Annotated in this window: 21 protein-coding genes and 1 tRNA gene; 12 read left to right on the plus strand and 10 right to left on the minus strand. The window is 60.5% G+C overall.

The annotated features are described in order from the left end of the window. Positions 1 to 153: 153 nt before the first annotated feature. Entirely contained in the window at positions 154 to 1,098 is a 945-nt protein-coding gene (locus KSX58_RS01840; RefSeq protein WP_021913247.1) for an isoaspartyl peptidase/L-asparaginase family protein, read from the plus strand. A 135-nt stretch (positions 1,099 to 1,233) separates the two neighbouring features. Here KSX58_RS01840 and KSX58_RS01845 read toward each other — a convergent pair whose 3' ends face one another. The 5 genes from KSX58_RS01845 to murI all read right to left on the minus strand — a co-directional run bounded on the left by KSX58_RS01845 (position 1,234) and on the right by murI (position 6,897). Further along, on the minus strand, positions 1,234 to 2,883 hold the full coding sequence (locus tag KSX58_RS01845; protein ID WP_237976430.1) for an ABC transporter substrate-binding protein: 1,650 nt from the start codon (positions 2,881 to 2,883) through the stop codon (positions 1,234 to 1,236). 182 nt (positions 2,884 to 3,065) lie between these two features. Beyond that, positions 3,066 to 3,611: a DUF805 domain-containing protein gene (locus KSX58_RS01850; RefSeq protein ID WP_011743501.1), complete on the minus strand. Its 546-nt coding sequence runs from the start codon at positions 3,609 to 3,611 to the stop codon at positions 3,066 to 3,068. 200 nt (positions 3,612 to 3,811) lie between these two features. Continuing rightward, positions 3,812 to 5,038: a MalY/PatB family protein gene (locus KSX58_RS01855; RefSeq protein ID WP_217735891.1), complete on the minus strand. Its 1,227-nt coding sequence runs from the start codon at positions 5,036 to 5,038 to the stop codon at positions 3,812 to 3,814. Positions 5,039 to 5,193: 155 nt separating this feature from the next. Continuing rightward, complete coding sequence (locus KSX58_RS01860) at positions 5,194 to 6,042, minus strand: patatin family protein (protein ID WP_033499917.1); 849 nt, start codon at positions 6,040 to 6,042, stop codon at positions 5,194 to 5,196. Positions 6,043 to 6,120: 78 nt separating this feature from the next. Continuing rightward, positions 6,121 to 6,897 carry a glutamate racemase gene (gene murI / locus KSX58_RS01865; protein ID WP_195422734.1) on the minus strand — a complete coding sequence of 259 codons (777 nt, stop codon included), beginning with the start codon at positions 6,895 to 6,897 and terminating at the stop codon, positions 6,121 to 6,123. A gap of 85 nt (positions 6,898 to 6,982) precedes the next feature. On the opposite strand from murI, the gene dapF reads away from it, so the two are divergent. Further along, the gene (gene dapF, locus KSX58_RS01870) at positions 6,983 to 7,882 is read left to right on the plus strand and encodes a diaminopimelate epimerase (protein ID WP_003810944.1); all 900 of its coding nucleotides are present in this window, start codon (positions 6,983 to 6,985) and stop codon (positions 7,880 to 7,882) included. An 88-nt stretch (positions 7,883 to 7,970) separates the two neighbouring features. Here the strand turns inward: dapF and KSX58_RS01875 are convergent, their stop codons facing one another. Beyond that, the gene (locus KSX58_RS01875) at positions 7,971 to 8,597 is read right to left on the minus strand and encodes a vitamin K epoxide reductase family protein (RefSeq protein ID WP_035011206.1); all 627 of its coding nucleotides are present in this window, start codon (positions 8,595 to 8,597) and stop codon (positions 7,971 to 7,973) included. Positions 8,598 to 8,754: 157 nt separating this feature from the next. Here KSX58_RS01875 and KSX58_RS01880 point away from each other — a divergent pair, with 157 nt between their 5' ends. After that, a complete protein-coding gene (locus tag KSX58_RS01880; RefSeq protein WP_217752032.1) occupies positions 8,755 to 9,657 on the plus strand; it encodes a PHP domain-containing protein in 903 nt (300 codons plus the stop codon). 125 nt (positions 9,658 to 9,782) lie between these two features. On the opposite strand, the gene KSX58_RS01885 is transcribed toward KSX58_RS01880, so the two are convergent. Next, positions 9,783 to 10,007, minus strand: a complete 225-nt coding sequence (locus tag KSX58_RS01885) for a DUF3107 domain-containing protein (protein WP_003810939.1) — start codon at positions 10,005 to 10,007, stop codon at positions 9,783 to 9,785. Positions 10,008 to 10,058: 51 nt separating this feature from the next. Then, positions 10,059 to 11,609 (minus strand): phosphotransferase, encoded by a 1,551-nt coding sequence (locus tag KSX58_RS01890; RefSeq protein ID WP_055054716.1) that lies wholly within the window; start codon positions 11,607 to 11,609, stop codon positions 10,059 to 10,061. 125 nt (positions 11,610 to 11,734) lie between these two features. Here KSX58_RS01890 and KSX58_RS01895 point away from each other — a divergent pair, with 125 nt between their 5' ends. Further along, positions 11,735 to 13,243: an ATP-dependent helicase gene (locus KSX58_RS01895; RefSeq protein ID WP_055054717.1), complete on the plus strand. Its 1,509-nt coding sequence runs from the start codon at positions 11,735 to 11,737 to the stop codon at positions 13,241 to 13,243. Here the strand turns inward: KSX58_RS01895 and KSX58_RS01900 are convergent. After that, complete coding sequence (locus KSX58_RS01900) at positions 13,226 to 14,785, minus strand: zinc-dependent metalloprotease (RefSeq protein ID WP_080863113.1); 1,560 nt, start codon at positions 14,783 to 14,785, stop codon at positions 13,226 to 13,228. The two genes, KSX58_RS01895 and KSX58_RS01900, sit on opposite strands and share 18 nt — an antisense overlap. A gap of 62 nt (positions 14,786 to 14,847) precedes the next feature. Here KSX58_RS01900 and KSX58_RS01905 point away from each other — a divergent pair, with 62 nt between their 5' ends. Then, entirely contained in the window at positions 14,848 to 15,753 is a 906-nt protein-coding gene (locus tag KSX58_RS01905) for a S16 family serine protease (protein WP_046999346.1), read from the plus strand. A gap of 109 nt (positions 15,754 to 15,862) precedes the next feature. Continuing rightward, complete coding sequence (locus tag KSX58_RS01910) at positions 15,863 to 16,288, plus strand: DUF3052 domain-containing protein (protein WP_003810925.1); 426 nt, start codon at positions 15,863 to 15,865, stop codon at positions 16,286 to 16,288. A gap of 197 nt (positions 16,289 to 16,485) precedes the next feature. On the opposite strand, the gene KSX58_RS01915 is transcribed toward KSX58_RS01910, so the two are convergent. After that, positions 16,486 to 16,559: transfer RNA gene (locus tag KSX58_RS01915), tRNA-Val, on the minus strand. A 208-nt stretch (positions 16,560 to 16,767) separates the two neighbouring features. Between KSX58_RS01915 and KSX58_RS01920 the strand changes: the two genes are divergently transcribed. From KSX58_RS01920 to KSX58_RS01945, 6 genes are all read left to right on the plus strand, one after another. Continuing rightward, positions 16,768 to 18,342, plus strand: coding sequence for a DivIVA domain-containing protein (locus KSX58_RS01920; RefSeq protein WP_055054719.1), 1,575 nt, complete (start codon positions 16,768 to 16,770; stop codon positions 18,340 to 18,342). Between the two features lie 166 nt (positions 18,343 to 18,508). Further along, entirely contained in the window at positions 18,509 to 19,687 is a 1,179-nt protein-coding gene (dxr, locus tag KSX58_RS01925; RefSeq protein ID WP_011743489.1) for a 1-deoxy-D-xylulose-5-phosphate reductoisomerase, read from the plus strand. Between the two features lie 64 nt (positions 19,688 to 19,751). Then, positions 19,752 to 20,951: a flavodoxin-dependent (E)-4-hydroxy-3-methylbut-2-enyl-diphosphate synthase gene (gene ispG / locus KSX58_RS01930; RefSeq protein WP_038444801.1), complete on the plus strand. Its 1,200-nt coding sequence runs from the start codon at positions 19,752 to 19,754 to the stop codon at positions 20,949 to 20,951. 190 nt (positions 20,952 to 21,141) lie between these two features. Beyond that, positions 21,142 to 22,767 carry a S9 family peptidase gene (locus tag KSX58_RS01935; protein ID WP_217735886.1) on the plus strand — a complete coding sequence of 542 codons (1,626 nt, stop codon included), beginning with the start codon at positions 21,142 to 21,144 and terminating at the stop codon, positions 22,765 to 22,767. 83 nt (positions 22,768 to 22,850) lie between these two features. After that, positions 22,851 to 23,591, plus strand: coding sequence for a DNA repair protein RecO (gene recO, locus KSX58_RS01940; protein WP_038444797.1), 741 nt, complete (start codon positions 22,851 to 22,853; stop codon positions 23,589 to 23,591). Positions 23,592 to 23,596: 5 nt separating this feature from the next. Next, positions 23,597 to 24,388, plus strand: a complete 792-nt coding sequence (locus KSX58_RS01945) for an isoprenyl transferase (protein WP_021913260.1) — start codon at positions 23,597 to 23,599, stop codon at positions 24,386 to 24,388. The last annotated feature ends 131 nt before the right edge of the window (positions 24,389 to 24,519 follow it).

The raw sequence follows: 24,519 nt of genomic DNA on the forward strand, positions 1-24,519 counted from the left end.
ACGTAAGAAAGGACGCAGTCGCGCTTCGATATGTTTTTGATTGCGTAACGGCGCGACGGCATCGCTTTTGCGCATGTCGGGCGCTTCGTTGCCGCCACCGGCGTAAGATATCTGCGAATGTCAAACATAAGCGAGATATCTGAAGGAGAGAAGATGTCAACAAACGAAGCAGCATTGCCGCAGTCGACGGTCCGGGTTGCCCAGGCTGATCCGGATGGAATCCTTCTGGTGATCCACGCAGGCGCTGGCAATCGCGGCAAGAAGGACACGCCGGAACGTCGCGCCCAGGTGGAGCAGGATCTGAACAGGGCCCTTGAAGCCGGCTATGCGCTGCTGGAACAGGGCGCTCCGGCCGAAGATGCCGTCTGCGCGGCCATTCGTGTCATGGAGGATGCTCCCGAATTCAATGCTGGCCGTGGTGCCGCGTTGACGAGCGAAGGCATCGTGTCCATGGATTCCTGCCTGATGACTGGCGTTGACGGCGAAGTCGGCTCCGCATGCGGTCTGACCACGTCCAAGAACCCGATCAATGTGGCGCGCGCCATCAAGGAGAAGACCAAGCACGTCATGTTCGCCAAGCCGGGCGATAACCTGCTCAAGGAGTGGGGCATCGAACTGTGCGACAGCGAGTACTTCATCACCCCGGCCCGTCAGGAATCCCTGCGTGAGGCGCAGTCCAATGGCGACGAATGGGAGAAGCATGGCACCATCGGCGCCGTCGCACGTGACGCGTCCGGCAATATCGCAGCCGGCACCTCCACTGGCGGCATCACCAACCAGATGCCGGGCCGTGTTGGCGATTCGCCACTGCCGGGTTGCGGCACCTACGCCAACAACGATTCCGTTGCGATCTCCTGCACCGGCATCGGTGAGGCGTTCGTCAAGGAAGTCGCCGCACACCAGGTTTCCGACCGTGTGCTGTATGCCAAGGAAGATCCGGTCGAGGCTGCGAAGGCCGCGCTGGACGGTGTGGCCCGTCACCACGGCGACGGTGGCATGATCGTCGTCCCCGCCCATGGCGACGGTGCGATGGTGTTCAACAGCGAGATGATGAACTGCGGTTGGAAGTCCCCGAAGGGCAGCTACGTGCAGAGCTGACGCCATAGGTTTGACGCCGTAAGCAAATAAACGAAACGGCTGCAAAACGCCGAGTGGGGGTTCGAATCCATTAAGGATTCGAACCCCCACTCGTTTTTCGTTACCGATTGGCAGCGAAACGTCACAACGAAGCCGTCACTTGGTGATGGTGTTGTAGGTAGGCAGGTTGGTGTAGTCGAACGACACGTTCTTCACGTTCGTCGCGGACGCGGCGGCGACGTTGTCGTTCCACAGCGGAATCACCGGAAGATCCTTGGCCAGCACTTCCTGCGCCTTGGTGAAGTCCTCGGTTCGCTTCTTTACGTCGGTCTGGGCGAGCGCGGCGTTCAGGAGCTTGTCGAATTCCGCGCTCTTGTAATCACCATCGTTCGAACCATGACCGTCAGCGGAGCTGGAGGCATATAGCGGATTGAGATAATCTTCAGCGGACGGGTAATCCAGCATCCAGCCGGCACGGAACGCGGTTTTGATGGTGCGGTTGGTCACCTGGTTACGCACGTCGCTGAACGTGGCGTACGGCTCGCCAGCGGCGTCGATGTCGAGTGTGTTCTTGATCTGGTTGCACACGGCGTCGACCCATTCCTTATGGCCGCCGTCAGCGTTGTATGCGATGCGGAAGTTGCCGGACCATGGCTTGATGGCGTTGGCTTTCTTCCACAGTTCCTTGGCCTTGGATGCGTTGTACTTCAGGTTGTCGCCGTTCTTCTCCAGCTTCTTCGCGTATTCGGGGACGAGCGGGGAGGTGAAATCGGTGGCCGGGGTCTTCGTGTTGTTGTAAACCTTCTTGACGATCTGGTCGCGGTTGATGGCCATGGAAATGGCCTGACGACGCAATTGGCCTTCCTCGTCGTTGCCGAAATGCTCAAGACGTTCCGGAATGACGAAGGACTGGAATGAGGATCCTGCCTGGCTGTAGGCGATCACGCTGGAATCCTGACGGAAGGTCTTCACCGCGGACTGTGGAATCTGATCCATCACGTCGAGGTTGCCGGACAGCACGTCGGAGTATGCGGAATCCTCGTTCGTGTAGACGCGGTATTCGATGCCGTTGTTGGATACCTTGCGGCTGCCCTTGTAATCCTTGTTCGGCACGATGATGATGTTCTTGTCATGCGACCAGGACTTGAACTTGTACGGACCGTTGCCGATCGGAGCCTGTCCGAACTTTTTGATGTCCTTAAATGCCACGCTCGGCAGCGGGAACATGGATTGGTGCGCGAGCTTGGTCGGGAACACGGAATCCGGCTTGTTCAGTTCGACGATCAGCGTGTAGTCGTCCGGGGTGGAAAGACCGGAAAGTGTGGCCTTCGGATCGACGTTCGGATCCTGCAGTTCGTCATAGCCCTTGATGGTGGAGAAGCGGCTCGAGGTCTTCTGCGCGTTCTTCACATTGGCGGCGAAGCTCCAGGTGTCGGCGAAGGAATGGGCGGTTACTGCCTCGCCGTTGGTGAACTTCCAACCCTTCTTCAGTTTGATCGTGTACTTGGTGGCATCCTCGTTCGGGGTGATACTCTCGGCGACTTCGAGATGTTGCTTGCCCTTCGCGTCGAAGCTCACCAGACCTTCGAACAGGTAGCGGATGACCTTGCCGCCGCCCATTTCGTTGGTGTCGCTCGGAATCAGACCGTTCTGCGGCTCGCTGTTGTTCACGGAAATCAGCGAGGTGTCGCTGGAATTGCTGGTGGCGGCGTTGTCATCGGATGACGAGCCGCACGCGGCGACCGACATCAGCATGGTTCCCGCCGCGGCCATGGCGACCAGGCGGTGGAGCATGTTTCTCTTCATTGTTTTCTCCTCTGATGTTGACATTCCGTCGCTTATGACGGCGGAAAGACAATAGACGTGATTATAGGAGTTTTGTTAACCGAGCTCACTGCTCTGTCTCAATGTGAGATGGAACGTTTCCATACAAAAGGGCTAAGAGGGTAATGCAGGGAGGGAAGAGGGGCGGGATGCCGCTGAGAACATCAGTCGAAGCGGACGCCCTCGGGCTTGCTGGGCAGCGAGTACAGGAATGCTTGGATGATCAGCGAGATGCCGGCCATGCCGAGGCTGACATAGAACAGCGTGAGCAGCATTCCCGGGAAGCTGTTCGGGTCATGAAAGTCGAGTTTCGGTGGCTCGTGGGGGATGACCATGATCATGCCGATTTCGATGATGACCAGGCCGAACGCAATGACGACCAGCATCGCAAGGGCCAGAATGGTGCCGACGTGCCCAAGCAGAAACCACCAGCCGGTGCGGTTGGCATCATGCAGCCTTCTGAAGGAGATGGCCATGATCGGTACCATGGTGGCCAGCATCCACAGTATTCCGGACACCGTTCCGGCAGCCGGAATAAGGAATATCAGCACGCTGACCGGAATGAAGAACAGCATGGCGAGCCAGAACTCGCGTCTGCTGGAACGCCCCCGAAACTCCATGTAGCCGATGAAAAAACGTTTGACGGCATCAATGAAACCGCAGTGGTAGTCGGGCGTCCATGTGCCGTTGCCGCTGTAGGGGAATCGCATATTCGTAAAGCCTTCTTCTCAATGAAACGCATACGCTGGATTCGCGTCGCGCGTCCACCGACGGTGGTGTGCGGCCATCGTAACATGCTGCTATTCGCCCATAGCGCAACCGTTGCAATCGCAATGATTCGGCGGATTTTCCCGCAATATGGCGTGTGTGGCCGCCCATAGCGTCGGTCACACACGAAAGACGGAAAACTTTAAAGCAAACCGTCCGCCTGCAACGCGTCATGCATGCGGTTGAGGCAATCCACCAGCAGCGGATACGGCATCGCCATGTTCACGCGCGCGCAGCCGGCTCCCGCACGGCCGCACGAACGGCCGTCGGTCAGCGCCACCTTCGCCTTCTTAAGGAAATACGCGGCCGGATCGTCAATGCCAAGCGGGCCGAAATCCAGCCATGCGATATACGTGCCGCGCGGGCGAATATAGCCAACGCCCGAGAACCGCGTGCTCATCTGCTCATCGAACAACCCAAGATTGCGTCGCACGTAGGAAAGCGCGTCCTGGAACCACGGATCGCCCTCGTTGTAGGCGGTGGTGGTGGCGATCGCACCGATCGTGGCGGTCTGATGCTCGCTCCACTCCGCACGTTCCGCCCACATCTCACGGTCCGCCGGATTCGTCAGCAGCACCTGCGCGCACTTTGTACCCGGAATATTGAACGACTTCGACGCGCTGGTAGCGGTCATAGACTGCCGAGCGGCCGCCTCGCTGATGGTCGGATACGGAATATGACGCCCCTCGAACACGAACGGCGCGTGAATCTCATCATTGAAAATACGCACGTCGTACCGTTCCGCCAGCTCGCACAGCCGCTGCTCCTCGGCCAACGTAAGCACCTTGCCGATCGGATTGTGCGGATTGCACAGCACGAACGCATGGCAGCCAGCCGCGAACGCGCGTTCGATGGCGTCGAAATCGAACAGCCATTCGCGTTCGCCGGTCGTTTCGTCGGTTCCCTGAAGCATTTCGATTTCGATCACGTCGACGTCGTACAGCTTCGGCACGCTCAGGAACGGCATGTACGCGGGCGTCGGCACGACCACGGCATTGCCGGCGCCGACCAGCTCGCGCAGGAAGATCTCGTACGCTTCCAACACGTCCGGCACCACGCGGATGATGTCCGGATCCACGTCCCAGCCGTAGTGGCTTTTCTGCCAGCCGGCGCACGCCTCGGCCACGCGGCGCTTCCACGGTTCGGGAATGTAACCGAGTTTGCAATGGTCGCAGGCGCTGTCGATGGCCTGCTGGATGCATGGCGCCAGGCTGTAGTCCATTTCCGCGATGAACGCGCCGATACAGCCGGGGTAGCGGGTCCACTTGTCGGAACCGACTTCGGCCAGATCTGCGGCGGTGGTGCGATCGATGGCATCGGCATCAAAGCCGGAAAAAATACGATTCTGCTTTTCCATGCGTTCCAGCATAGCCGCCGCCCGGTTACGCGTGTTGCGATGCCGTAACGCACATATGACGGCTGCCATGTAATCGTCGTATGTGCGATTGCTGTCATGCGATCACTGTCATACGGTTGCCGTTAGGGCCGTTGGAAACGCATGACAGCGCTGCGGAAGAACGGATTTCAGCTTCCCAGGAACGCTGGAATCGCGGCCGCCGCCGCATAGCCGGCGCGGTACATGCGTTCCAGACCTTCGAACGACTTGCTCAGCGTGTTCAAGCCGTACATGCTTTCCGGCGCGAGGATGAGCACACGGCCATCCTTCTCGTATTCCTTGGCCAATGCCACCTCGTCGTTGTACGTCTGATAGCGGTTCATCAGCTTTTCCGCGGCCTCCGGGTGCGTGCGCTTCAGGATCGTGGCCGGGCCGATGTCCTTCTTCTGTTCGCGTACGGTGTCTTTCGGACGGGTGAGAATCACCACGATGCGGTCATAGCCGTCATCGATGGCCTTCTGCACCGGAATCGGATCAGCGATGCCCCCGTCGTAATACGGGACGCCGTCGATCACATACGGTTCGCACGCCACCGGCACCGCCGACGACGCCTTCATGATGTCGTAATTGTCGTAGCCGACGTCCGACTTGTCGAAATACTTCGTGGAACCATCGTCCGCATTGCAGGCCACCACGGTGAATTCGGTCGGATTCGCCGCAAACGCCTCGTAATCCACCGGATTCTCGCCATCGTGGTTGCTCAGCGTGCTGTACACATAATCGAGGTTCGCGTAATTGTGGTTCTTCACATAGCTGTCGAAGCTCGCGTATTCCTTACGGAACGCGTACTGCGTGTAGAACGTGTGGTTTCGCCCGTGCTGTCCGGAAATGTAAGAAACCATATTGGCGCTGCCGGCGGAAACACCATAGCAATGGTCGACATGTATGCCGTCCTCCAGCATGCGGTCCATCACACCCGCGCCGTAAATCGCGCGGAAACCGCCGCCGACGTCGATCATCGCTGTCCTGTTGGCCATATGCGCCCGTCCTTTCGCAAGTCCGTCCCTTTTGCCGGGTTTCATTCGACTTTACGCGGTCTGTCGGGACATTCGCGCTCAGCGATCAAGCAGCGACTGCGCCAACTGCGCGATTCGTGCGGAAGTGTCGGAATTGGCCAGATCGATGCCGCCTTCCGCGTCTTCCGGAGCGAGCTTGCCCAACGATTCGAGCACCACGCCAAGGTGACGTACGGTGCCTTCGTTGCCGTCGATGATCGCCGCCGTATCGGGCAGTAGTTCGCGGAAATAATCGCGGTAGAACACGAAATGCGTGCAGCCGAGCACAACGGAGTCGATCGTGGACAGATTGTATTGGTCGAAATACTGGTGCAGCGTGCGCATCACCACATCATGGTCGTCAAGCTGCCCATGCTCCACGATCTCCACCAGACCGGGGCAGGGCTCCGGAAAAATCGTATGGTCGGCCTTGAACCGGTCCATCAGCACGGCGAACTTGCGTTCACGCAACGTCAGGGGAGTGGCGGCCACGATGACGCGCTGACGCTTGCCGTGACCACGGTCGCAAGCCACCTTCAATGCCGGTTCCATGCCGATGATCGGAATGTCGTATGTGTCGCGCAGTTCGTTGGCTGCGGCGGAAGTGGCGGTATTGCAGGCGATTACGACCGCTTTCACGCCTTGTTCCACGAATCGTTTCACAATGACGTCGGACAGTTCGCGCACCTGTTCGGGCGATTTCGTGCCGTACGGAGCGTTCGCGGAGTCGCCGAAATACAGCACATGCTCGTTCGGCATGTCGCGGCGGATCTCACGCGCCACGGAAATACCCCCCAAACCGGAATCGAAAACGCCGATAGGTGCCGTTGAAGCCATACGTCCTCCTTTGCCATCGCGCGCATGCCCGCAGGCGCATACGCCAAACGCTTTCAATAGCCTACCGCGTGTAGAGTGAACTGGTATGAGCATTCCAAGCATTGTTTACAAAGCGCACGCCACCGGCAACGATTTCGTGGTGTATCTCGACGAAGACGGTACGCACGAGCCGACCGCCGATGAAGTGCGATTCCTGTGCGACCGCCATTTCGGCATCGGCGGCGACGGTCTGATCCGTCTGGCGCATCCGCAGGCGGTGTCCGATGTGAACGAAAGGCAGATCGCCGATTGCGCGGCGGGCGATGCGGACTGGTTCATGGACTACCGCAACGCTGACGGCTCGCTGGCCGAGATGTGCGGCAACGGCACACGTGCGATCACGCTGTTCGCGCAGCGGCAGGGCATCGCCGACCAGCCGGGCGGCAAGCCATTCCATCTCGGCACCCGCGCCGGCGTGAAGATCCTGACTTCGCTCGGCGATGTGCCAGGGCTTGGCAAGGACGTGTTCCAGGTGGAGATGGGCGCATGGAAGCGCGGCGACGTCGACGGTTACGAAGTGACCATTCCGGGCACGTCCGGTTCCGCGCGCGGCACGTTCGTGGACATGGGCAATCCGCACGTCGTGGCCGTTCTTGAGGATGCGTTCGCCAGCTTGCCGAACGTTGAAGACCTTGATCTGGTCACCAAGCCGGTCGTCGCGCCCGAGATTCCGTCGGACCAGAACGTGGAGTTCGTGCGCATCGACGAGCAAAGCGAAGGCGACGATGCGGGCGAGGCCACCATGCGCGTCAACGAACGCGGTTGTGGCGAAACCCTGTCGTGCGGCACGGGCCTATGTGCCACCGCCATCACGTTGCGCGCCAAAACCGGCATCGACCATTGGACCATCACCGTACGTGGCGGCACCTTGCGCGTCGACGTGACCGACGAAGACGTGAAGCTTACCGGCAGCGCCACCATCGTGGGCAAAATCGAACTGCTGTAACCGCTGCGGCAGCAAACGAAAAGCGGATAGGCAAAAGGCCGGCCCCGCAGGGTCGGCCTTCATCGTAAAAGGCTCGATGCAAACCGTATCAGGCGAACAGCATCGGGCCGTCCTTGACGAGAATGACCACAATCAACGCCACAATCCACACCACATCGACCATCAGATCGAAATTCAGCCGGTAATACTTGCGCAATCCAGCATGACCGGACGGCATATCCTGCACGGCCACCGTGGCATGCGACAACGCCATGAACTGCACGGTGGTGGAGAACATCAGCACCAGGCACCACGGGCACATCGCGTTGATGACGAACAGCGACTGCGTGGTCAGCCAATACGAGTACGCCAACGCGGCAAGGCCTCCAAGCCATGTGCACAGCGCGAACCAACGCGGCACGGCCACCTTGGCCAGTCCGATCACCGCGATCGTCACGAACACCGATTCGGCGGCAATGCCGAAGAACGCGTTCGGAAAGCTCAATCCGGCGAACTTCACGATCTCCGCCTGCCAGGATTCGGCCACCGTGGAACAGGACAGCACGGCGTTCACATCGCAGTTGAGCTTCTGCCCGGGATTGCGTGCCATTTTCAGCGTGTCCGCCGACAGAATGAACGATACGAGCAATGCCACCGCCGAAGCGAGCAGCATGATCAGATACGTCCACGTTGCGCCGTGACGCCACCCGCGCGGCTTCGTGTAGTCGTCGTCCATGGCGACGGCTGTGCCGACGCTCGTTTCGTCATCGGCTGCGTCCACAGCGGCCTGGCCTTCAAAATCGCTCATCGTCAATCCTTGGAAAATCAAAATACAAACGTTGTCATGTCTCAGTCTACGCGAAAAACCGCGGATTCGAGCTTACGATAGTCATATGAGTCACGTGAGTTACGCGGAACCACCCGCACAAGGTTGGGATATTCATTGCCATACCGTCTTTTCCGACGGTACGGAGACGCCGCGCACGCTGGTGGAGCAGGCAAGGAAGCTTGGCTTGCATGGTGTGGCGATTGCCGACCATGACACCACCGCCGGCTGGGGCGAGGCGACGGAAGCCTCGGAGGAAATCGATTTGCCGTTGCTGCTGGGCACGGAAATCACCGCCGTCGACGAAGATGTGTCCGTGCACATGCTCGCCTTCCAATACGATCCGTCCAACGAGCATATTTCCAGCATGTTCGCCAACACGCGTGCGGCGCGATTGCGGCGTACGAAACGCATGGTTGAGCGGCTGTCGCAGGATTTTCCGATTACGTGGGACGATGTGCTCGCCCAAGTGAAGGAAGGGGAGCGCACCACAATCGGCCGTCCGCACATTGCCGACGCGCTGGTCGCGGCGGGCGTGTACGAGACGCGTTCCGACGCGTTCGCCGACGCGGTGAGCGCCAAATCCAAGTATTACATTCCCACGCCGTCGCCGTCGACGCACGAGGTCATCGCCGCCGTCAAGGGGGCGGGCGGTGTGGTGGTCGCCGCGCATGCGGGCGATCCGCAACGCAACCGCCGGCTGCTGTCCGACGAGCAGCTTGACGCGATGATCGCCGACGGCTTGGACGGCTTGGAAGTATGGCATCGCGGCAATCCTCCGGAACAGCGGGAACGATTGCTGACGATTGCCGCACGGCACGATCTGCTGGTGACCGGCGGCTCGGACTGGCATGGCAAAGGCAAGCCGAACGGTCTGGGCGAGAACCTTACCGACGACGACACTGTACGCGAAATCCTGCATCGGGGTGTGGATTTGATCGGTCGCGTCGGCAGCTCACATGCCGCATGAAATCCGGATATGGAATTTCCAAGCGTGAACCGGATACATGAATCGAATATGAAAAAGGCGTCGAACCTGATATGGTCCGACGTCTTTTTCATTTGGAACGTGTCCAACGCGTTTGCAGGTGGCGATCAGAGATTGCCGAAGCCGACGGCGTGCTTGGTTTCGGAACCGATGATGGCATAGCCGAGAGAACCGGCCGGCACCACGATGCGACGGCCCTTGTCGTCGGTCAGGTTGATGGTCTTGCCATTCTCCACGGCCTCGGCGATGACGTTGTTCACCTCGTCGGCGCTCTGCTCGGTGCTGAAGGTGACGGTGCGCGCCACGTTCTGAATGCCCAGTTCGATATCCATGATGCTCCTTGTAAGGGTGTTCGTGTGCAAATTCGTTTGCAATGTATGCGCTTATTCTACGCGCGGTTTCTCATCGGTGGCGTCCTCGGCCTGCAGCCGGTCGACCTCCGCTTTGGCCTTCTGCATAGTGGCCTCATCGCGTTCGAGCAGCGGAATGAGCATGGTCGCCGCTTCGCTATGGGCTTGAGGAATTTCCTCCTCGTTCGTGTCATCGCTGCCATCGGCGGTCTGCAACGTGCTGATCACAATGGTCGAACTGGACGGCAACGACTCGTGACGCTCCCTCGCGGACTGCTCCGGAACGAACGTGCTGACGGGGGATTCCTCACGTTCGCTCGTATCGTCCGAATCGGCATTGCCGGAAACCATGCCGGCGGAGACGATATGTTCGGCGGCAGTCACATCGAACGCTTCCGTGGCGTCATCGACGATCTGCTTCGTCTTACGGACGGGCTGGGAGCCGGTAACATCGAAATCGCCGGTCCTGTCATCATCCATATCGGTCGCGTCGATATGACGTTCGCCGGTCGCGTCGGCATCGTTATTCTGCTGCGCCGCCGCCTGCCTGCGACGTTCCGATTCGTCCAGCAACGTGCCCACGGTGATGGTGCTCGGCGGACGGTTGCCGGCCTTCTGCTCGTCCTGACGCGTCTCGCTCGGCCTATGGTTCTTCGCGGTGAGCATACCCAACTGGTGAGCCAAACGCTCCACCTGCGCCTTGAACTGCATGATCTTGACGCTATCGGCCTGATTCAACGCGCTGATGAAATCGCCCACCTGTTCCATCTGCAGCCACAGGTTGGCGCGCAGCATGATCAGATCGTCCAAACGATTGCCCAGCATGCGTCCATACGCGCTGAGCAACGCATTACGGTGGTTTTCGTCAAGTTTGGAGAAAATCCACGCCAAATCACGTGCCGGATCATTGACCTGCATATCCTGCCAGTTCGTGATGGCGGTGATCGACGAGCCCGAGAACAGCACATCGCCGTCGGACAGGCCACCATGCACCGGACAAGTGGCGAACGACCACAGGCCGTCCGTTTCAAGAACGTCGGACCAGCTCGTCGTGATCTCCTGCGGCACATGGCCAGCCTGACGCAAACGCTTGATCCATGCGGTCAGCTGCGCGCGAATCTGCCCCGTGGAGAACACCGGATAGCCGGCCTCCTGCAGAAAATCCGGACGAAGACGGTGTATCGCGCCCAACGCGGTGCCCACGCTGGCACAGTCGTCCAACGTCAGCAGCGTCAGCGGACGCGCCTGACCATCATGATGCGTGGCGACCATCACGGAAACGTCTCCTGTGACGGACCTCTCCTGTTCGCCGTTGGAGAACGCCAGAACGCGATCGACGTCGAACCCCAATCCGCCCAACTCGCGGTTGCCCATCAACGTCTGCGCGGCACGCACGCGACCAACGAGACGTTTGCGTCCCTTCGGCGTGTTCGAAGCGAACGTGTCATACAACTTGCCCGCGGCGTCCTGCACCACGGCATGATCAATGCCATACCCCTTGTCGGTGGCGTTGACCTGCTCGCTGTCACGCGTGCCAGCGATGGTGGCGTTCGGCATCGCCGCGCTCGCCAAGGCGGCCATCATAAATCTGCTTCGTTCGGTCACAATTCCAACCTTAATACACACTGAAGGCTAATAAGGGCGCGACTTGCCACGAATTCACGGTTAATCGCGCCGATGACGTCCGTCTCGTCACGCAATCTGCCACAATGGAGCATATGGATGCAACAGCGGAAGCGATTCTCGACGGACTGGACGATGCGCAGCGCATGGCGGCGACCGCCGTGCGCGGACCCGTCCGTATCATCGCCGGCGCAGGTGCCGGCAAAACGCGGACCGTCACCCGAAGAATCGCCTACGCATGCGCCACCAAGGCATGGGATCCGCGCGCCACGCTCGCCGTGACCTTCTCCGTCAAAGCGGCCGCGGAAATGCGCAACAGACTATCCCAACTCGACGTCGCATCCGACGTCAAAGCCGCCACCTTCCACTCCGCGGCACTACACCAACTCCGTCGGATCTGGCCAGACGTATGCGAAGGGCCCATGCCGTTCATCTCACGCAATCCGCGCGAAATCGTGGAACATTCCCTACGCCGAGTCACCACCCAGCAGGTGGACGACGACACCGTGCGCAACCTGCAAGCCGAAATCAACTGGTGCAAAATCTCGCTCATCGCGCCGGAAGACTATGAACGCGTCTGCGCGGCCATCCACCACCAGCCGCCGGCAGGACTGGAACCAAGCCAATTCGTGGACATCTACAGAGCATACGAAACCGAAAAAACCAATCGCAACGAAATCGACTTCGACGACATCCTGCTCATCACCTGCCACCTCATCGAAAGCGACGAAGACGTGGCGGCCAACATCCGCTCCGGCATCACATGGCTCACCGTCGACGAATACCAAGACGTCTCGCCCCTGCAGCATCGGCTGCTCACCCGATGGCTCGGTGACAACCGCAACATCTGCGTGGTCGGCGACCCGGCACAGACCATCTACTCGTTCGCCGGAGCCAGCAGCTACAACCTGCTCAACTTCGCCTCCGAATTCGGACCCCTCACCGCCGACGTCAGACTCAACAACGACTACCGTTCCACCCCGCAGATCGTCAACTACGCCAACCGCGTGCTCGAAGTCTCACCGCAACGCGCCGACTATCTCAAACTCAACTCCAAGCGAGACCAAGGCCGCCGAGTCGCGCAAACCGTCTACAACAGCGATCTCGAAGAAGCCCGGGGCGTGGCTGCACGCATCCGCAGACTCGTGGACGAGGGAGCATCTCCGGGCGACTGCGCCATCCTCACCCGAGTCAACGCGCAGCAGAAAATCCTCTGCCGGGCACTGGACGAACAACACCTGCGCTACCGCGTTAAACGAGACAGCGGATGGCAGAACTCCGGGCTCGCGGATGACGCTCAGACCCGCTTGGCCATGTTGGAAGCACTTGGCGCAGGCGGCGACGTTAAAGGCGTGACCATCTCCACCATCCATGCCTCCAAGGGCCTGGAATTCAAACACGTGTTCCTGATCGGGTGCTCCGAAGGGCTGATTCCATACGGTTCACCGCCCGAAGGCGACCTTCTGGAAGAGGAACGGCGATTGATGTACGTGGCGGTCACGCGTGCCGAAGACACGCTCGACGTGTCCTATGCGCGCGCCCGCGAGGACGATGGGTCCGATCGCGGGCGCAGGAAATCACGCTTCTTCCGGTGACTGCGGGTCGCCGGAAGCGTTCGTATCGCCGGCGTCATCTGTGCCGTCGGCGTCGTTCGTGCTGTCGGCGTCATCGCCCTTGTGCTCTTCCTCGTCGAGCAGCTTGGACAGTTCGGCATCCCAATCGATGCTGTCCGGAATATCCTGTTGCGCCGTGGTCTGTTCCGTACCGGTAGTGGCGGATGCGGCGCCGTTCTCTTCGTTGGAGCTATCCTCGGACTGCTCGTCCGGCAGTTGCGGCAGCAGATCCGGATGCGACCATTTCGCGTCGCGCGCCTCGGGGCCTTCCTGCGCGCCGATGCTTTCCCACAGCGCGGCCGCCTCACGCATGCGCTTGGGGCGCAATTGCATGCCCATCAGGCTTTCGAACGTGCGTTCCGCAGGGCCTCCGATGGCGCGTTCGCGGCGCAACATCTCACGAAGCTGTTCGATATGCGGAATATGCGCCATGCCCGCACGCCACACGACGGCATCCACCCAGCCCTCCACCAAGGCAAGCAGATTCTCCAACGCCTTCATGGCCTGCTTCTGCTCCGGAGTGTCCGGGAACGCCACCTTGGTGATGTTCACCGCGCTGGCCATGGAATCCGGATCGATGGACTCCGCCTCACGGATCTGCTCCTCCATGGCATCCATGTCGATGGTGATGCCACGCGCGTATTTGCCCAGCAGCGCCTCGAAGCGGGGCATTAGCCACGGCACGGAGGCGAACAGCCTGGCATGCGCAAGCTCCTGCAGCGCAAGATAGCCCATCACTTCGTTCACGTCGATATCCAGCGACTTCGCGTATTCGGTCACGTTCTGCACGATCAGTCCGCCGGCGGGATTCTTCAGCAGCGCGATGCCCTGATCGAAGCTGCCGCGCACCTCATGGGACAGGTCGCCGGCGGCACGCCCCAACTGCATGGCGAACGACGTGTTGCCGACGAATCGCATCAGCTTCGCCGGATTCTTCATCTCGTCCGGAATCGGAATTTCGATGGGGCCTGCGAAAACCCCGGAAATCTCGGTCTGTATTTCGCCGTCGCCGAAACGCTGCGACAGAATCGAAGCCAGAGCGTCGTTCATCGATTCGGCCACGGGGGAGGCGAACTGCGCCCACGCGTCGATTGTGTCCTCCACCCAGCCGGCGCGGGTGAGCAGCTGCGTCTCGCCTTGCGCCGGGTTGAACTCGCAAGCGGTATCAAGCCACAGGTTCGCCTCGCTGATGGCACGTCTTGCGATTTCGCCGGTTTCGGCGTTCACGCTGCTGTCCGATCCGGCACCATTCGCCTGCTGCAACGCGAGCGATTTCGCCAGTTTGATGTTGATCGGCCCCTGTTCCACGGCCTGCTGCATATCTCCCATGGTGTTGAGTCCGCCGGCGGTGAACGCCTGCATCATGGACTTGACCTCTTCGGGCTTGGGCAGCGTGCTCGGATCCTGACTCATCAGCTGGTCGCGTACGGCTTCCGGCATGTTGGAAAGCTGGTTCCATGCCATCTCGCCCTGAATCGGTCCGAAGCAATCGATAAGCCACTGGCGGATCGCATTCTCATCCATACCGTTTCCTGCCTTTGTTCCACGCGATTGTTAAGTTCGTTGCCTTCCATAGTATGGGAGGCATGGCCGATATGCAGGAAACACAGCGAGTTCACGCCAAAAGCACACGTAACGGGTCGTCTCAAGGCCTTCTGCCACGTATCAGACGACGTTGGCGTCAGGTCGGACGGTGGTTCGATGTTCGCCCTTGGCGATATCTCGCCGGACCGATTGTGGCCGTGCTCTGCGTGCTGGTGCTTATTGCGCCCAGCGCGTACGTGGTGCAGGAGCCGGGACCGACCCAGGACGTGCTCGGAAAAGTCGAAGGCAAGCAGGTCATCGACGTGTCCGGCGTGAAGACGCATAAGGACTCCGGCAAACTACTGCTCGTCACCGTCAACGCCTCAGGCGTTCCCGGATATCCTGTGACCAACGCGCAGGCGTTGCTGGCATGGGCCAATCCGAAGGCCACGGTGATTCCGCAGGAGGCCGTGTTCCCCGTCGGACAAAGCGCCAAGGACTATGCGAAGGAAAGCAACAAGGAGATGTCCTCATCGCAGAGCGCCGCGGCCACGGCCGCGAAGCGGTTCCTCAAGGCGCACGGTTATGACGTGTCCGGTATGAAGGTGTCCATGCACGTCGACGACATCGGCGGCCCGTCCGCGGGCATGATGTACACGCTCGGTCTGATCGACAAGGTGACCGGAGAGCAGCTTTCCGGCGGGAAGACCATCGCGGGTACCGGCACGATGAACGCCAAAGGCAAGGTTGGCGCGATCGGCGGCATCCGGTTGAAGATGATCGGCGCGAAGCGTGACGGGGCCACGTGGTTCCTTGCCCCGGAATCCAACTGCTCCGACGTGGTCGGGCACGTGCCACAGGGCCTCCACGTGGTGAAGGTGGGCACGTTGGACGAGGCGTACGACGCGCTGGTCGCCATCCGCGATGGTAAAGGCGGTTCACTGCCGCAATGCACCGTCAAGCAATGAGCGTGCGGCGGAAGGAGATAGGCGTGATACAGGCGGAAATCGCCGTTTCATCTCGAAAAGTGGGCGATTCCGGCGTTCGTAACGTATATGTTCGAGCAGTGTTGGTATATTGACGAACGTGAATCAAACGGCATCTGATAACGCTGAAGAATTCGGTTTCCACGCCGGCGACCTGGTACAGGAATGGCTGTGGGACGATGATGTGGATGACTCGATCCGCGCCAAGATCGAGGAACTGACCGGTGAAGAGCTGGTCGACGAGGATTATGACTCCGCAGTCGATGGTGTGATCATCTGGTGGCGTGATGGCGATGACGAGGACGAACTGGCCGACACCATTGTCGACGCCTATGCGGTTCTCGGCGATGACGGCCCGCTGTGGGTGCTCACCCCGAAGCCGGGACGTCCGGGTGCCGCAAGCTCCAGCACCGTGCAGTCCGCGGCCAAGACCGCCGGCATGAACGCCGCCACTCCGCTGACCGTCAGCTCCGATTGGAACGGTATTCACCTGCGCGCGTTCGGCAAGGGCAAGTAAACCAAGACTTTTCGCGATTTTCTCGCGTATACGAAAATCCCCCGGGCCCATTGGGTTTGGGGGATTTCGCTATTACGTGGACTTTCCGGCAAAACACAAACAAAACGTGGGCGGAATGTGGGCAAAACACGGGTGCGCGCGTTGATATTACGCGGGATGATATGCGATTCCTTGATTTTTCACGGCGTTGCGAAAAGTGGGCGATGAGGGACTCGAACCCCCGACATCCACCGTGTAAAGGTGGCGCTCTAACCAACTGAGCTAATCGCCCGCAACGAACTACTGTACCGTATCCGCGCGATGAGCCGCACTCGTGTGTCGGCATGGCGGATATGATGCCGCTTGATCGGTACGAAACCGCCGTGTGGGCGATGAGCCGCACGTGTCGATTCACTGAATTTTCATCTTTTGCGGCGTCTGCGTCGAATCAATCACGTAAAGTAGTGGCGTTAATACGTGTAGCAGGAGGTCGAACGCCAATGGCACAGGAACCTGAAACCGAGAAGAACGCATCGGGAATCGCTCATGCCGCGAAGCGAAAGTGGGGCTACGATGCGGAACAGGTGGATGCTTTCCTTGAACGTGCGCACATGCTGTATGAAGGTGAGGGCGCGCAACTCACCCAGCATGATATTCAGAACGTCTCCTTCGAACTGGTCAAGGGCGGCTATGTGATCGCCCAAGTGGATGCCGCGCTTGCCCGTCTGGAACGTGCCGTGGTCGACAAGCAGACCACGTGGGAAATCTCCCAGCATGGCCGTGTGGCATGGAAGGCGCAGACCGAGGACCTGTTCAAGAAGCTCGACGCGCATGCCGAACGCGAGCACGGCCAACGGTTCAAGCCGGGCGAGGGCAAGAATCCGAGCTACGACCGCAAGCAGGTCGACAGCGTGATCGACAAGTGCCTGACGAAAGCCGCCGGCGAGCTGGGTGTCGAGGAAGTCAGTGAAGCGGACGCCAAGGCGATCGCCGACACGAATTCCCAGACCTTGAGCAACGTGATCTTCACTCAGCGCAAAGGCAAGAGGGGATACGACGAACGTCAGGTGGATTACTATCTGGCCGCCTGCGCGCAGTTGCTGACCCGACTCGAATCGTATGCGCGCGTCGCGGATTTCGTCGGCGAACCCTCCGAAGAGGCGATGGCCGCGGCCGCACCGTCCGTTGCCCCGGCTTCCAGTGATTCCGCAGCTGGCGAAACCCAGATGATCGCACCGCTGTTCGCAGCTCCTTCCGCCACGGTTCCGGCTGCTCCGGTTCCTCCTACTGTGCCAACCGTCACGCCGAGCGAAGAGGATTCCTTCGATGCGCTGAACAAGGCCGAGCATGAGATCTTCACGTCCGCGGTCACCTCCCCGGTGAGCGTGCCTGCCACGCCGACGAACACTCCGCCTGCGGTTCCGGTGGTTCCTCCGGTGTTCCAGCCGCAGACCGATTCCGCTTCTTCCGCGCCGAGCGCCGTTGAAGAGACCCAGGCGTTCGATCCGCTTGCCGATGATGCGATGGAAGATGCCGCGCCAAAGGCTCCGGCTCCGACCGCGACCGATTCGCAGGCTCCAGCCGCTCCGGCATTCCCGCCGGCTCCGGTTGAACCCGAGCCGCAGCAGGATCCGTCTTTGGCCGCGTTGGCGCATCTGGCCCACACCATCAATGAGACGAACCAGACGGAAAACACGTTCACGCCGCAGGTTCCGAGCCTGTCCGCGTCCGACTTGCCTCAGGTCACCACCGGTTCGACGAGCCTGAGCTCCCTCGCAGCCTCGGTGCCGCCATCCTTCACGCCTGAACCGGCCGCTCCGGTTCCGGATTCGAACCCAATTGTCACTCCGGCTCCGGTTGTTGAACAGGCTCCGGCCGAGCCGGCCGCTCCGGCTGAACCTGCCGTAGAACCGGCAGTTGCCCCGGCAACTGAACCGTCCGCCGAATCCGATGCGGACAAGCAGCAGGAGGACAAAAAGCCGGAACCAAGCCCGGCTTTCAGGTCGATTTTCCCGGCGTCGGGCAACGACGACAATCTCGATATTCCGGATCTGTCGTTCCCGTCCTTCGAGTGAACCAACGGTAATAAACAGGCTGGCGGAATCGTCAGCCTGTTCTCGCGTTTACACAATCCCAACTACACAGCCTCGACTACACAGCCTCGACTACACAGTCCCAACTTACATAGTCCAAACCAATGCCGGAACATCGGCATATCATACGGAGAGCAGCGCATAACCCATGCAACCATCAACCGTAGTAATTCTGGGCTCCACCGGATCCATCGGCACCCAAGGCCTTGACGTCATCTCACGTCATCTCGACCGCTTCACCGTGACGGGTCTCGCCGCGGGCGGAGCACATGTCGAACTGCTTGCGCAGCAGGCGGCGAAATTCCATGTGCCAACCGTCGCGATCTTCTACAAGGAAGCCGTCCCCGCGCTACGTGAGGCGTTGGAACAGGCCGGCGCAGGCAACGTCAACATCACAGCCGGCCCTGACGCGGTGATCGCCATGGCAGGCTCCGGCGCCGACGTGGTGCTTAACGGCATCACCGGCTCCATCGGCCTCGAACCGTCCATCGCGGCACTGCAGGCAGGCTCCCAGCTGGCATTGGCCAACAAGGAATCCGTGGTGGCCGGCGGACACCTGCTGTTTAGCGCGCAGGTACGCGACAAGCAGATCAATCCGGTCGATTCCGAACATTCCGCCATCTGGCAGTCGTTGCGTTCCGGCACGCACGGCGAAGTGTCCAAGCTCGTCGTCACCGCTTCCGGCGGTCCGTTCCGCGGCTGGAAGCGCGACCAAATGACCGACATCACGCCGGAACAGGCCTTGAACCACCCCACATGGAACATGGGGCCGGTCGTGACCATCAACTCGTCCACGCTGATGAACAAAGGCCTTGAAGTCATCGAAGCAAGCCGACTGTTCGACGTGCCACCGAGCCGCATCGACGTGACCGTGCACCCGCAATCCATCGTGCATTCCATGGTGGAATTCCGCGACGGCGCCACCATCGCGCAGGCTTCGCCGCCGGACATGCGCCTGCCGATCGCCCTCGGCCTGTCCGCGCCGGAACGTCTCGGAAACGTCGCCGCCGCATGCGATTGGACGAAGGCGGCTACGTGGACGTTCGAGCCGCTCGACAACGAGGCGTTCCCCGCGGTGAACCTGGCCCGGCACTGCCTCGAATCGTCCGAAAAGCATACGGCCGTGCTCAACGCGGCCAACGAGCAGGCCGTCCACGCGTTCCTCGAACACCGTCTGCCATACCTCGGCATCGTCGACACCGTGCGCGAAGTGCTTGACGAGATGGACGCCGAACTGCGCGGCAACCCGCTGTTCGCTTCCGTGGAGGAAATGAGCCGACTCGAGCAGGAGGCTCGCGCCCGCGCCGACAAGCTGATAAACAAGTAAAGAGCACAAGCCGTAAGAACCATCGCGGGACGCATAACGCGCCTCGCACATGCAAGGATCACGTATGCCAGAAATCGAAAAACCGTTCCGCAAAACCGGTGACGCGGCCATCAGCGAAAGCCCGCTGCATCCGCGCCGCAAGTCCCACCGCATCATGGTCGGCCCGGTGCCGGTCGGCGGGGGAGCGCCGATTTCAGTGCAATCCATGACCAATACGCTGACGGCTGACGTACCGGCCACCCTGCAGCAGATCGCGGAACTGACCGCGGCCGGCTGCGACATCGTGCGCGTGGCCGTGCCAAGCCAGGATGATGCCGACGCATTGCCGGAAATCGTCAAAAAATCGCCGATTCCGGTGATTGCCGACATCCACTTCCAAAGCAAGTACGTGTTCCAGGCCATTGACGCCGGCTGCGCGGCCGTGCGCGTGAATCCCGGCAACATTCGCAAATTCGACGAGGTCGGCCCTTCGATCTGCAAGGCCGCCACGGATGCGGGCATTTCCCTGCGCATCGGCGTGAACGCCGGTTCGCTCGATAAGGAGCTGTACGCCAAATACGGCGGCCCGACACCGGAGGCGCTGGTGGCGTCCGCGATGAAGGAAGCGCGCATGTTCGAAGACGTCGGCTTCCACGATTTCAAGATTTCCGTCAAGCACCATGATGTGGTCACCATGGTGCAGACGTACCGTCTGTTGGCTTCCAAGGGCGATTGGCCGCTGCATTTGGGCGTCACCGAAGCCGGCCCGACCTGGCAAGGCACAATCAAAAGCTGCCTGGCATTCGGCGCGCTGCTGGCCGAAGGCATCGGCGATACGATCCGCGTTTCACTGTCCGCGCCTCCCGTGGAGGAAGTGAAGGTGGGCTGCAAGCTGCTGGAATACATGGGATTGCGCCCGCGTAAGTTCGACATCATCTCCTGCCCGTCCTGCGGCCGTTCCCAGGTGGACGTGATTCAGCTGGCCAACGCGGTGACCGAAGGGTTGAAGGACGTGACCGCGCCGATTCGCGTGGCCGTCATGGGCTGCATCGTCAACGGTCCGGGCGAGGCTCGCGAAGCCGATTTGGGCGTGGCCTCCGGCAACGGCAAGGGGCAGATTTTCATCAAGGGCAAGGTCATCCAGACCGTGCCGGAAGACCAGATCGTGGAAACCCTGCTCGCCAAGGCGCAGGAGATCGCCGCGCAGATGGAGGCCGACGGCCAGGTGCCTGCCACCGCCACCGGTCCGGTGGTCGTGCCGGTGACGCAAAACGGCAACTGCTGAAAGCCATGTTCCAGCGTGCCGTCGGTAGCATGCAATCGCAGGCTTCTCAGCAAAGGCCGGTAGAATGAGCGGCGTGTCAGAGCAGGAACGTCAATCATCAGCCGCCAGCCAATCATTACGGCAAGAATCGGCTTCATCGCCCGCGCGTCCGCAACCGCAACATCAACCGTGGACGCGCGGGCGGCGACTCATGGTCAACCTGCCTATTTTCATCATGCTGCTGGGCATTCTGGTGTCCGTGGCCAATCTGACGGCATCCACATGGAACTACGAGCCGACCGAGCAGACCATCGAAACGCTTGACGCCAACACCGTCGTGACCTTCGCCAATCCATCCGGCGAAAAACTGGCGAAAAAAGGCGATTACGAGGTGGCGAAACGGTACGTCACCATCAAAGCGAAACGGCCTTCCACCGGTGAGATACAGAACATCAAAGTGCTGATCCGCAAGCCGGAAGGGGCTGGGAACGGACGTCCCGGTGTGGTTTTCATGCACGGCGCCGGCTATGGCACCTGCGACAATTCCTTCGGCGACATGGCCTCCGACCTGTCTTCGGCGGGATTCGTGACGGCGGTGCTTGACAAGCCGGTCTGGTCCACCAACGACGCCAATCGCGACTACCCGGGTTCCGCCGCCATCTACGACCAGGTCATCAACCTCCTGCGGAAAATGGATACGGTGGACGCCTCCAAAGTGGGCATCTACGCCACTTCCGAAAGCACATGGATCTCATCGTATCTGCTGCAGCGCGATCCGGACGTCGCTTTTCAGGTGCTGCTCAGTCCGATGGTCTACGAGCCGCGGTATTCGCTGGGCTTCCTCGCCGCACAGGACTTCGCGCTCGTCGGCGCGCATGACGGCTACCAGTCGATCGTCCGCCGCGTATTCAATATCGACGCGTCCCTGTTCGGACTCACCAACTTCGACATCGACACGTTGACGCCGAAAGCGTATGCCATTCCGACATTGGTGGCGTATGGCACGAAAGACGTCATGACCGCGCAGGTGGAAGGCACGGAGAAAATCGTCGATCTGGCTCACCAGGCCGGCAACTGGGACGTCACCATACGCACGTATCCCATCGCCAACCATGTGCTGAGGCTCGGCGACGAAGCCAATTCCGGAACCCCGTTCGCCGACGCGTACGTGGACGATGTGGTCGATTGGGCCGTCGGCACCACGCACGGACTCAAACAGACCAGCGAACGCGTGGCCGGCACCAGAATGTACCAGTCAATCGCAGTGCCATTGGATCTCAAAGCCAATCGCGGCCTGACCATCTACCTGGTCGCGTTGCATGCCAGCATGCTGGTGCTGCTGCTTGCCGCAGGCGTGCTGTGGCTCGCCGTGCTGATGCGTAAGATCTGGGCGCGTGCCCACGGACGACGGTATCGGCTGGGGCTTGCGCAAGGGTTCAAAAACTCGCTGGTCACGTTGACTATCGCCACTATGGCCACGTTCGTGCTGTTCTGCGCCGGCCTTGGCGATGTGATCATGGGTGTGGTCAAACTGGCATGGGGCAGTGCCCCAGTGGAGAATCCGGGCGTGATGTATTGGAGCTGGCCGGTGATCCAGATCGTGTGCGTCGCCGTGGTGTGGGCATGGTCCCGCGTGTTCATGCGGCTGATCGAAGAGGCAACCCATCGAGGCATCGCGCAGTGGCCGCCACGTAAGGGTGCTATCGGCGAAATCGTCAGCGGACGGCAGCCGGTGCTGGCTTCCACGCGGTTCGGACGCGTGATGTTCTGGCTGACCGTGGCCGCCATGTTCTGCGTATTGCTGGTGTTCGCGTTCTGGGGGCTGTTCATCTACTGACGGGGCGAATGTATCTCGGAACGCGCACGTGCGGCGAGCGTATGCATAACAGGATGCGATGAACGGCAAGAAAAGGAGGTGCGATGCCGCTGTATCAAGACGAAGGCGTGGTGCTGCGCACCGCCAAACTCGGCGAAGCCGACCGCATACTCACCTTGCTCACACGTGACCATGGCAAAGTACGCGCCGTCGCGAAAGGCGTGCGCCGTACCAAATCGCGTTTCGGAGGCCGACTCGAACCGTTCATGCGCGTGGCGCTGCTCATTGCGGAAGGCCGTTCGCTCGACGTCGTGTCCCAAGCCGAATCGATCGCCGCGTATGCAGGGCCGATTTGCGCCGATTTTCAAGCGTATACGGCGGCGAACGTGATCTGCGAAACCGCCGACAAGCTGGTCGCCACGGAAAAGGAGCCTGCGGTCGCACAATACCGGCTGGTATTGGGCGCGTTGAACGCGCTTGCCAAACATGCGCACGAGCCGTCCACGATTGGCGATTCGTACGTGCTGCGCGCACTGGCGATCGCTGGTTGGACACCCCGTCTGCGCGTCTGCGTGGTGTGCGGCGAGCCGATTTCGTCCACGCTGTCCTGGTATTTTTCGATTCCCGCCGGCGGCCTGATGTGCGCCGCCGACCACACCCCCGAATCGGAAGCGGTGTCGTGGGATGCGATTTGCCGGCTTTCGGCGCTTGTCGATGGCGATTGGGGGGAGCTGGACGGTGTTCCGGCGGCCGCGTCGATTCAACGGGAAACCCACCAAATAGTGGAAGAATGGGGCGAATACTATTTGGAACGGCCGATTCGTTCCATGCGCTTGCTAGATTAGCGGGTATGGCTTTTGAGAACGTGGATTACAAATCCCTTGACATTCCGGCGGCACCGTTTTCTGATCCGTCGATCATTCCCGATTTTCCAAAGAACAAGGTTCCGCGCCACGTCGGCGTGATCATGGACGGCAACGGCCGTTGGGCCCAGCAGCGCGGACTCATCCGCACCGACGGCCATCAGGCGGCCGAACCGGTGGTGTTCGACACCATCGCCGGCGCCATCGAAGCGGGCGTGCGTTACCTGTCTCTGTACACGTTCTCCACGGAGAATTGGAAGCGTTCGCCGCAGGAAGTGCGTTTCCTTATGGGCTTCTCGCGTGACATCATCCACCGTCGTGTCGATCAGATGAACGAGTGGGGCGTGCGCGTGCGCTGGTCCGGCCGCCGTCCGAAGCTGTGGAAATCCGTCATCGACGAGCTGGAAGTGGCGCAGGAGAAAACCAAGAACAACAAGACCATCGACGTGGTGTTCTGCCTGAACTACGGTGGCCGCGCCGAAATCGCGGACGCCTGCGCGGCCATCGCACGTGAGGTGCGTGACGGCAAGATCTCCGGCGATCGTGTGACGGAGAAGATGATCGCCGAGCACCTGTACAACCCGGATATTCCCGATTGCGATCTGGTGATCCGCACGTCCGGCGAGCAGCGTACCTCCAACTTCCTGCCGTGGGAAGCCGCCTACGCGGAACTTGATTTCGTGCCGGAACTGTTCCCGGATTGCGGCCGTGAGGTGCTGTGGCGTTCTATCGACCACTACATCCACCGCGATCGTCGTTTCGGTGGCGTGAAGCGATAAGGAACAGCCCGGTGGGCTGTTCCAGCTTCACGCCCGAGCGGCTATGCCGCGAGGGTAATGTTGAGCCGGCCGTAGGCCGTCAATAATTGCAGGACGTGAAGAAATAAGAAAAAGACCCCCGCGGGGGTCTT

The organism is Bifidobacterium sp. MSK.17.10, from assembly GCF_019129655.1.
Taxonomy (GTDB): domain Bacteria; phylum Actinomycetota; class Actinomycetes; order Actinomycetales; family Bifidobacteriaceae; genus Bifidobacterium; species Bifidobacterium adolescentis.

Bases quoted from the DNA above. Each gene is read 5' to 3' on its own strand.
- KSX58_RS01885 (WP_003810939.1), bottom strand. From the start codon at position 10,007: ATGGATATCGAACTGGGCATTCAGAACGTGGCGCGCACCGTCACCTTC.
- KSX58_RS01845 (WP_237976430.1), bottom strand. From the start codon at position 2,883: ATGAAGAGAAACATGCTCCACCGCCTGGTCGCCATGGCCGCGGCGGGA.
- KSX58_RS01850 (WP_011743501.1), bottom strand. From the start codon at position 3,611: ATGCGATTCCCCTACAGCGGCAACGGCACATGGACGCCCGACTACCAC.
- KSX58_RS01895 (WP_055054717.1), top strand. From the start codon at position 11,735: ATGGAGCATATGGATGCAACAGCGGAAGCGATTCTCGACGGACTGGAC.
- ispG (WP_038444801.1), top strand. From the start codon at position 19,752: ATGCCAGAAATCGAAAAACCGTTCCGCAAAACCGGTGACGCGGCCATC.
- KSX58_RS01900 (WP_080863113.1), bottom strand. From the start codon at position 14,785: ATGGATGAGAATGCGATCCGCCAGTGGCTTATCGATTGCTTCGGACCG.
- dapF (WP_003810944.1), top strand. From the start codon at position 6,983: ATGAGCATTCCAAGCATTGTTTACAAAGCGCACGCCACCGGCAACGAT.
- KSX58_RS01875 (WP_035011206.1), bottom strand. From the start codon at position 8,597: ATGGACGACGACTACACGAAGCCGCGCGGGTGGCGTCACGGCGCAACG.
- KSX58_RS01935 (WP_217735886.1), top strand. From the start codon at position 21,142: ATGGTCAACCTGCCTATTTTCATCATGCTGCTGGGCATTCTGGTGTCC.
- KSX58_RS01840 (WP_021913247.1), top strand. From the start codon at position 154: ATGTCAACAAACGAAGCAGCATTGCCGCAGTCGACGGTCCGGGTTGCC.
- KSX58_RS01880 (WP_217752032.1), top strand. From the start codon at position 8,755: ATGAGTCACGTGAGTTACGCGGAACCACCCGCACAAGGTTGGGATATT.
- dxr (WP_011743489.1), top strand. From the start codon at position 18,509: ATGCAACCATCAACCGTAGTAATTCTGGGCTCCACCGGATCCATCGGC.
- KSX58_RS01860 (WP_033499917.1), bottom strand. From the start codon at position 6,042: ATGGCCAACAGGACAGCGATGATCGACGTCGGCGGCGGTTTCCGCGCG.
- KSX58_RS01920 (WP_055054719.1), top strand. From the start codon at position 16,768: ATGGCACAGGAACCTGAAACCGAGAAGAACGCATCGGGAATCGCTCAT.
- KSX58_RS01855 (WP_217735891.1), bottom strand. From the start codon at position 5,038: ATGCTGGAACGCATGGAAAAGCAGAATCGTATTTTTTCCGGCTTTGAT.
- murI (WP_195422734.1), bottom strand. From the start codon at position 6,897: ATGGCTTCAACGGCACCTATCGGCGTTTTCGATTCCGGTTTGGGGGGT.
- KSX58_RS01890 (WP_055054716.1), bottom strand. From the start codon at position 11,609: ATGATGGCCGCCTTGGCGAGCGCGGCGATGCCGAACGCCACCATCGCT.
- KSX58_RS01905 (WP_046999346.1), top strand. From the start codon at position 14,848: ATGGCCGATATGCAGGAAACACAGCGAGTTCACGCCAAAAGCACACGT.
- KSX58_RS01945 (WP_021913260.1), top strand. From the start codon at position 23,597: ATGGCTTTTGAGAACGTGGATTACAAATCCCTTGACATTCCGGCGGCA.
- recO (WP_038444797.1), top strand. From the start codon at position 22,851: ATGCCGCTGTATCAAGACGAAGGCGTGGTGCTGCGCACCGCCAAACTC.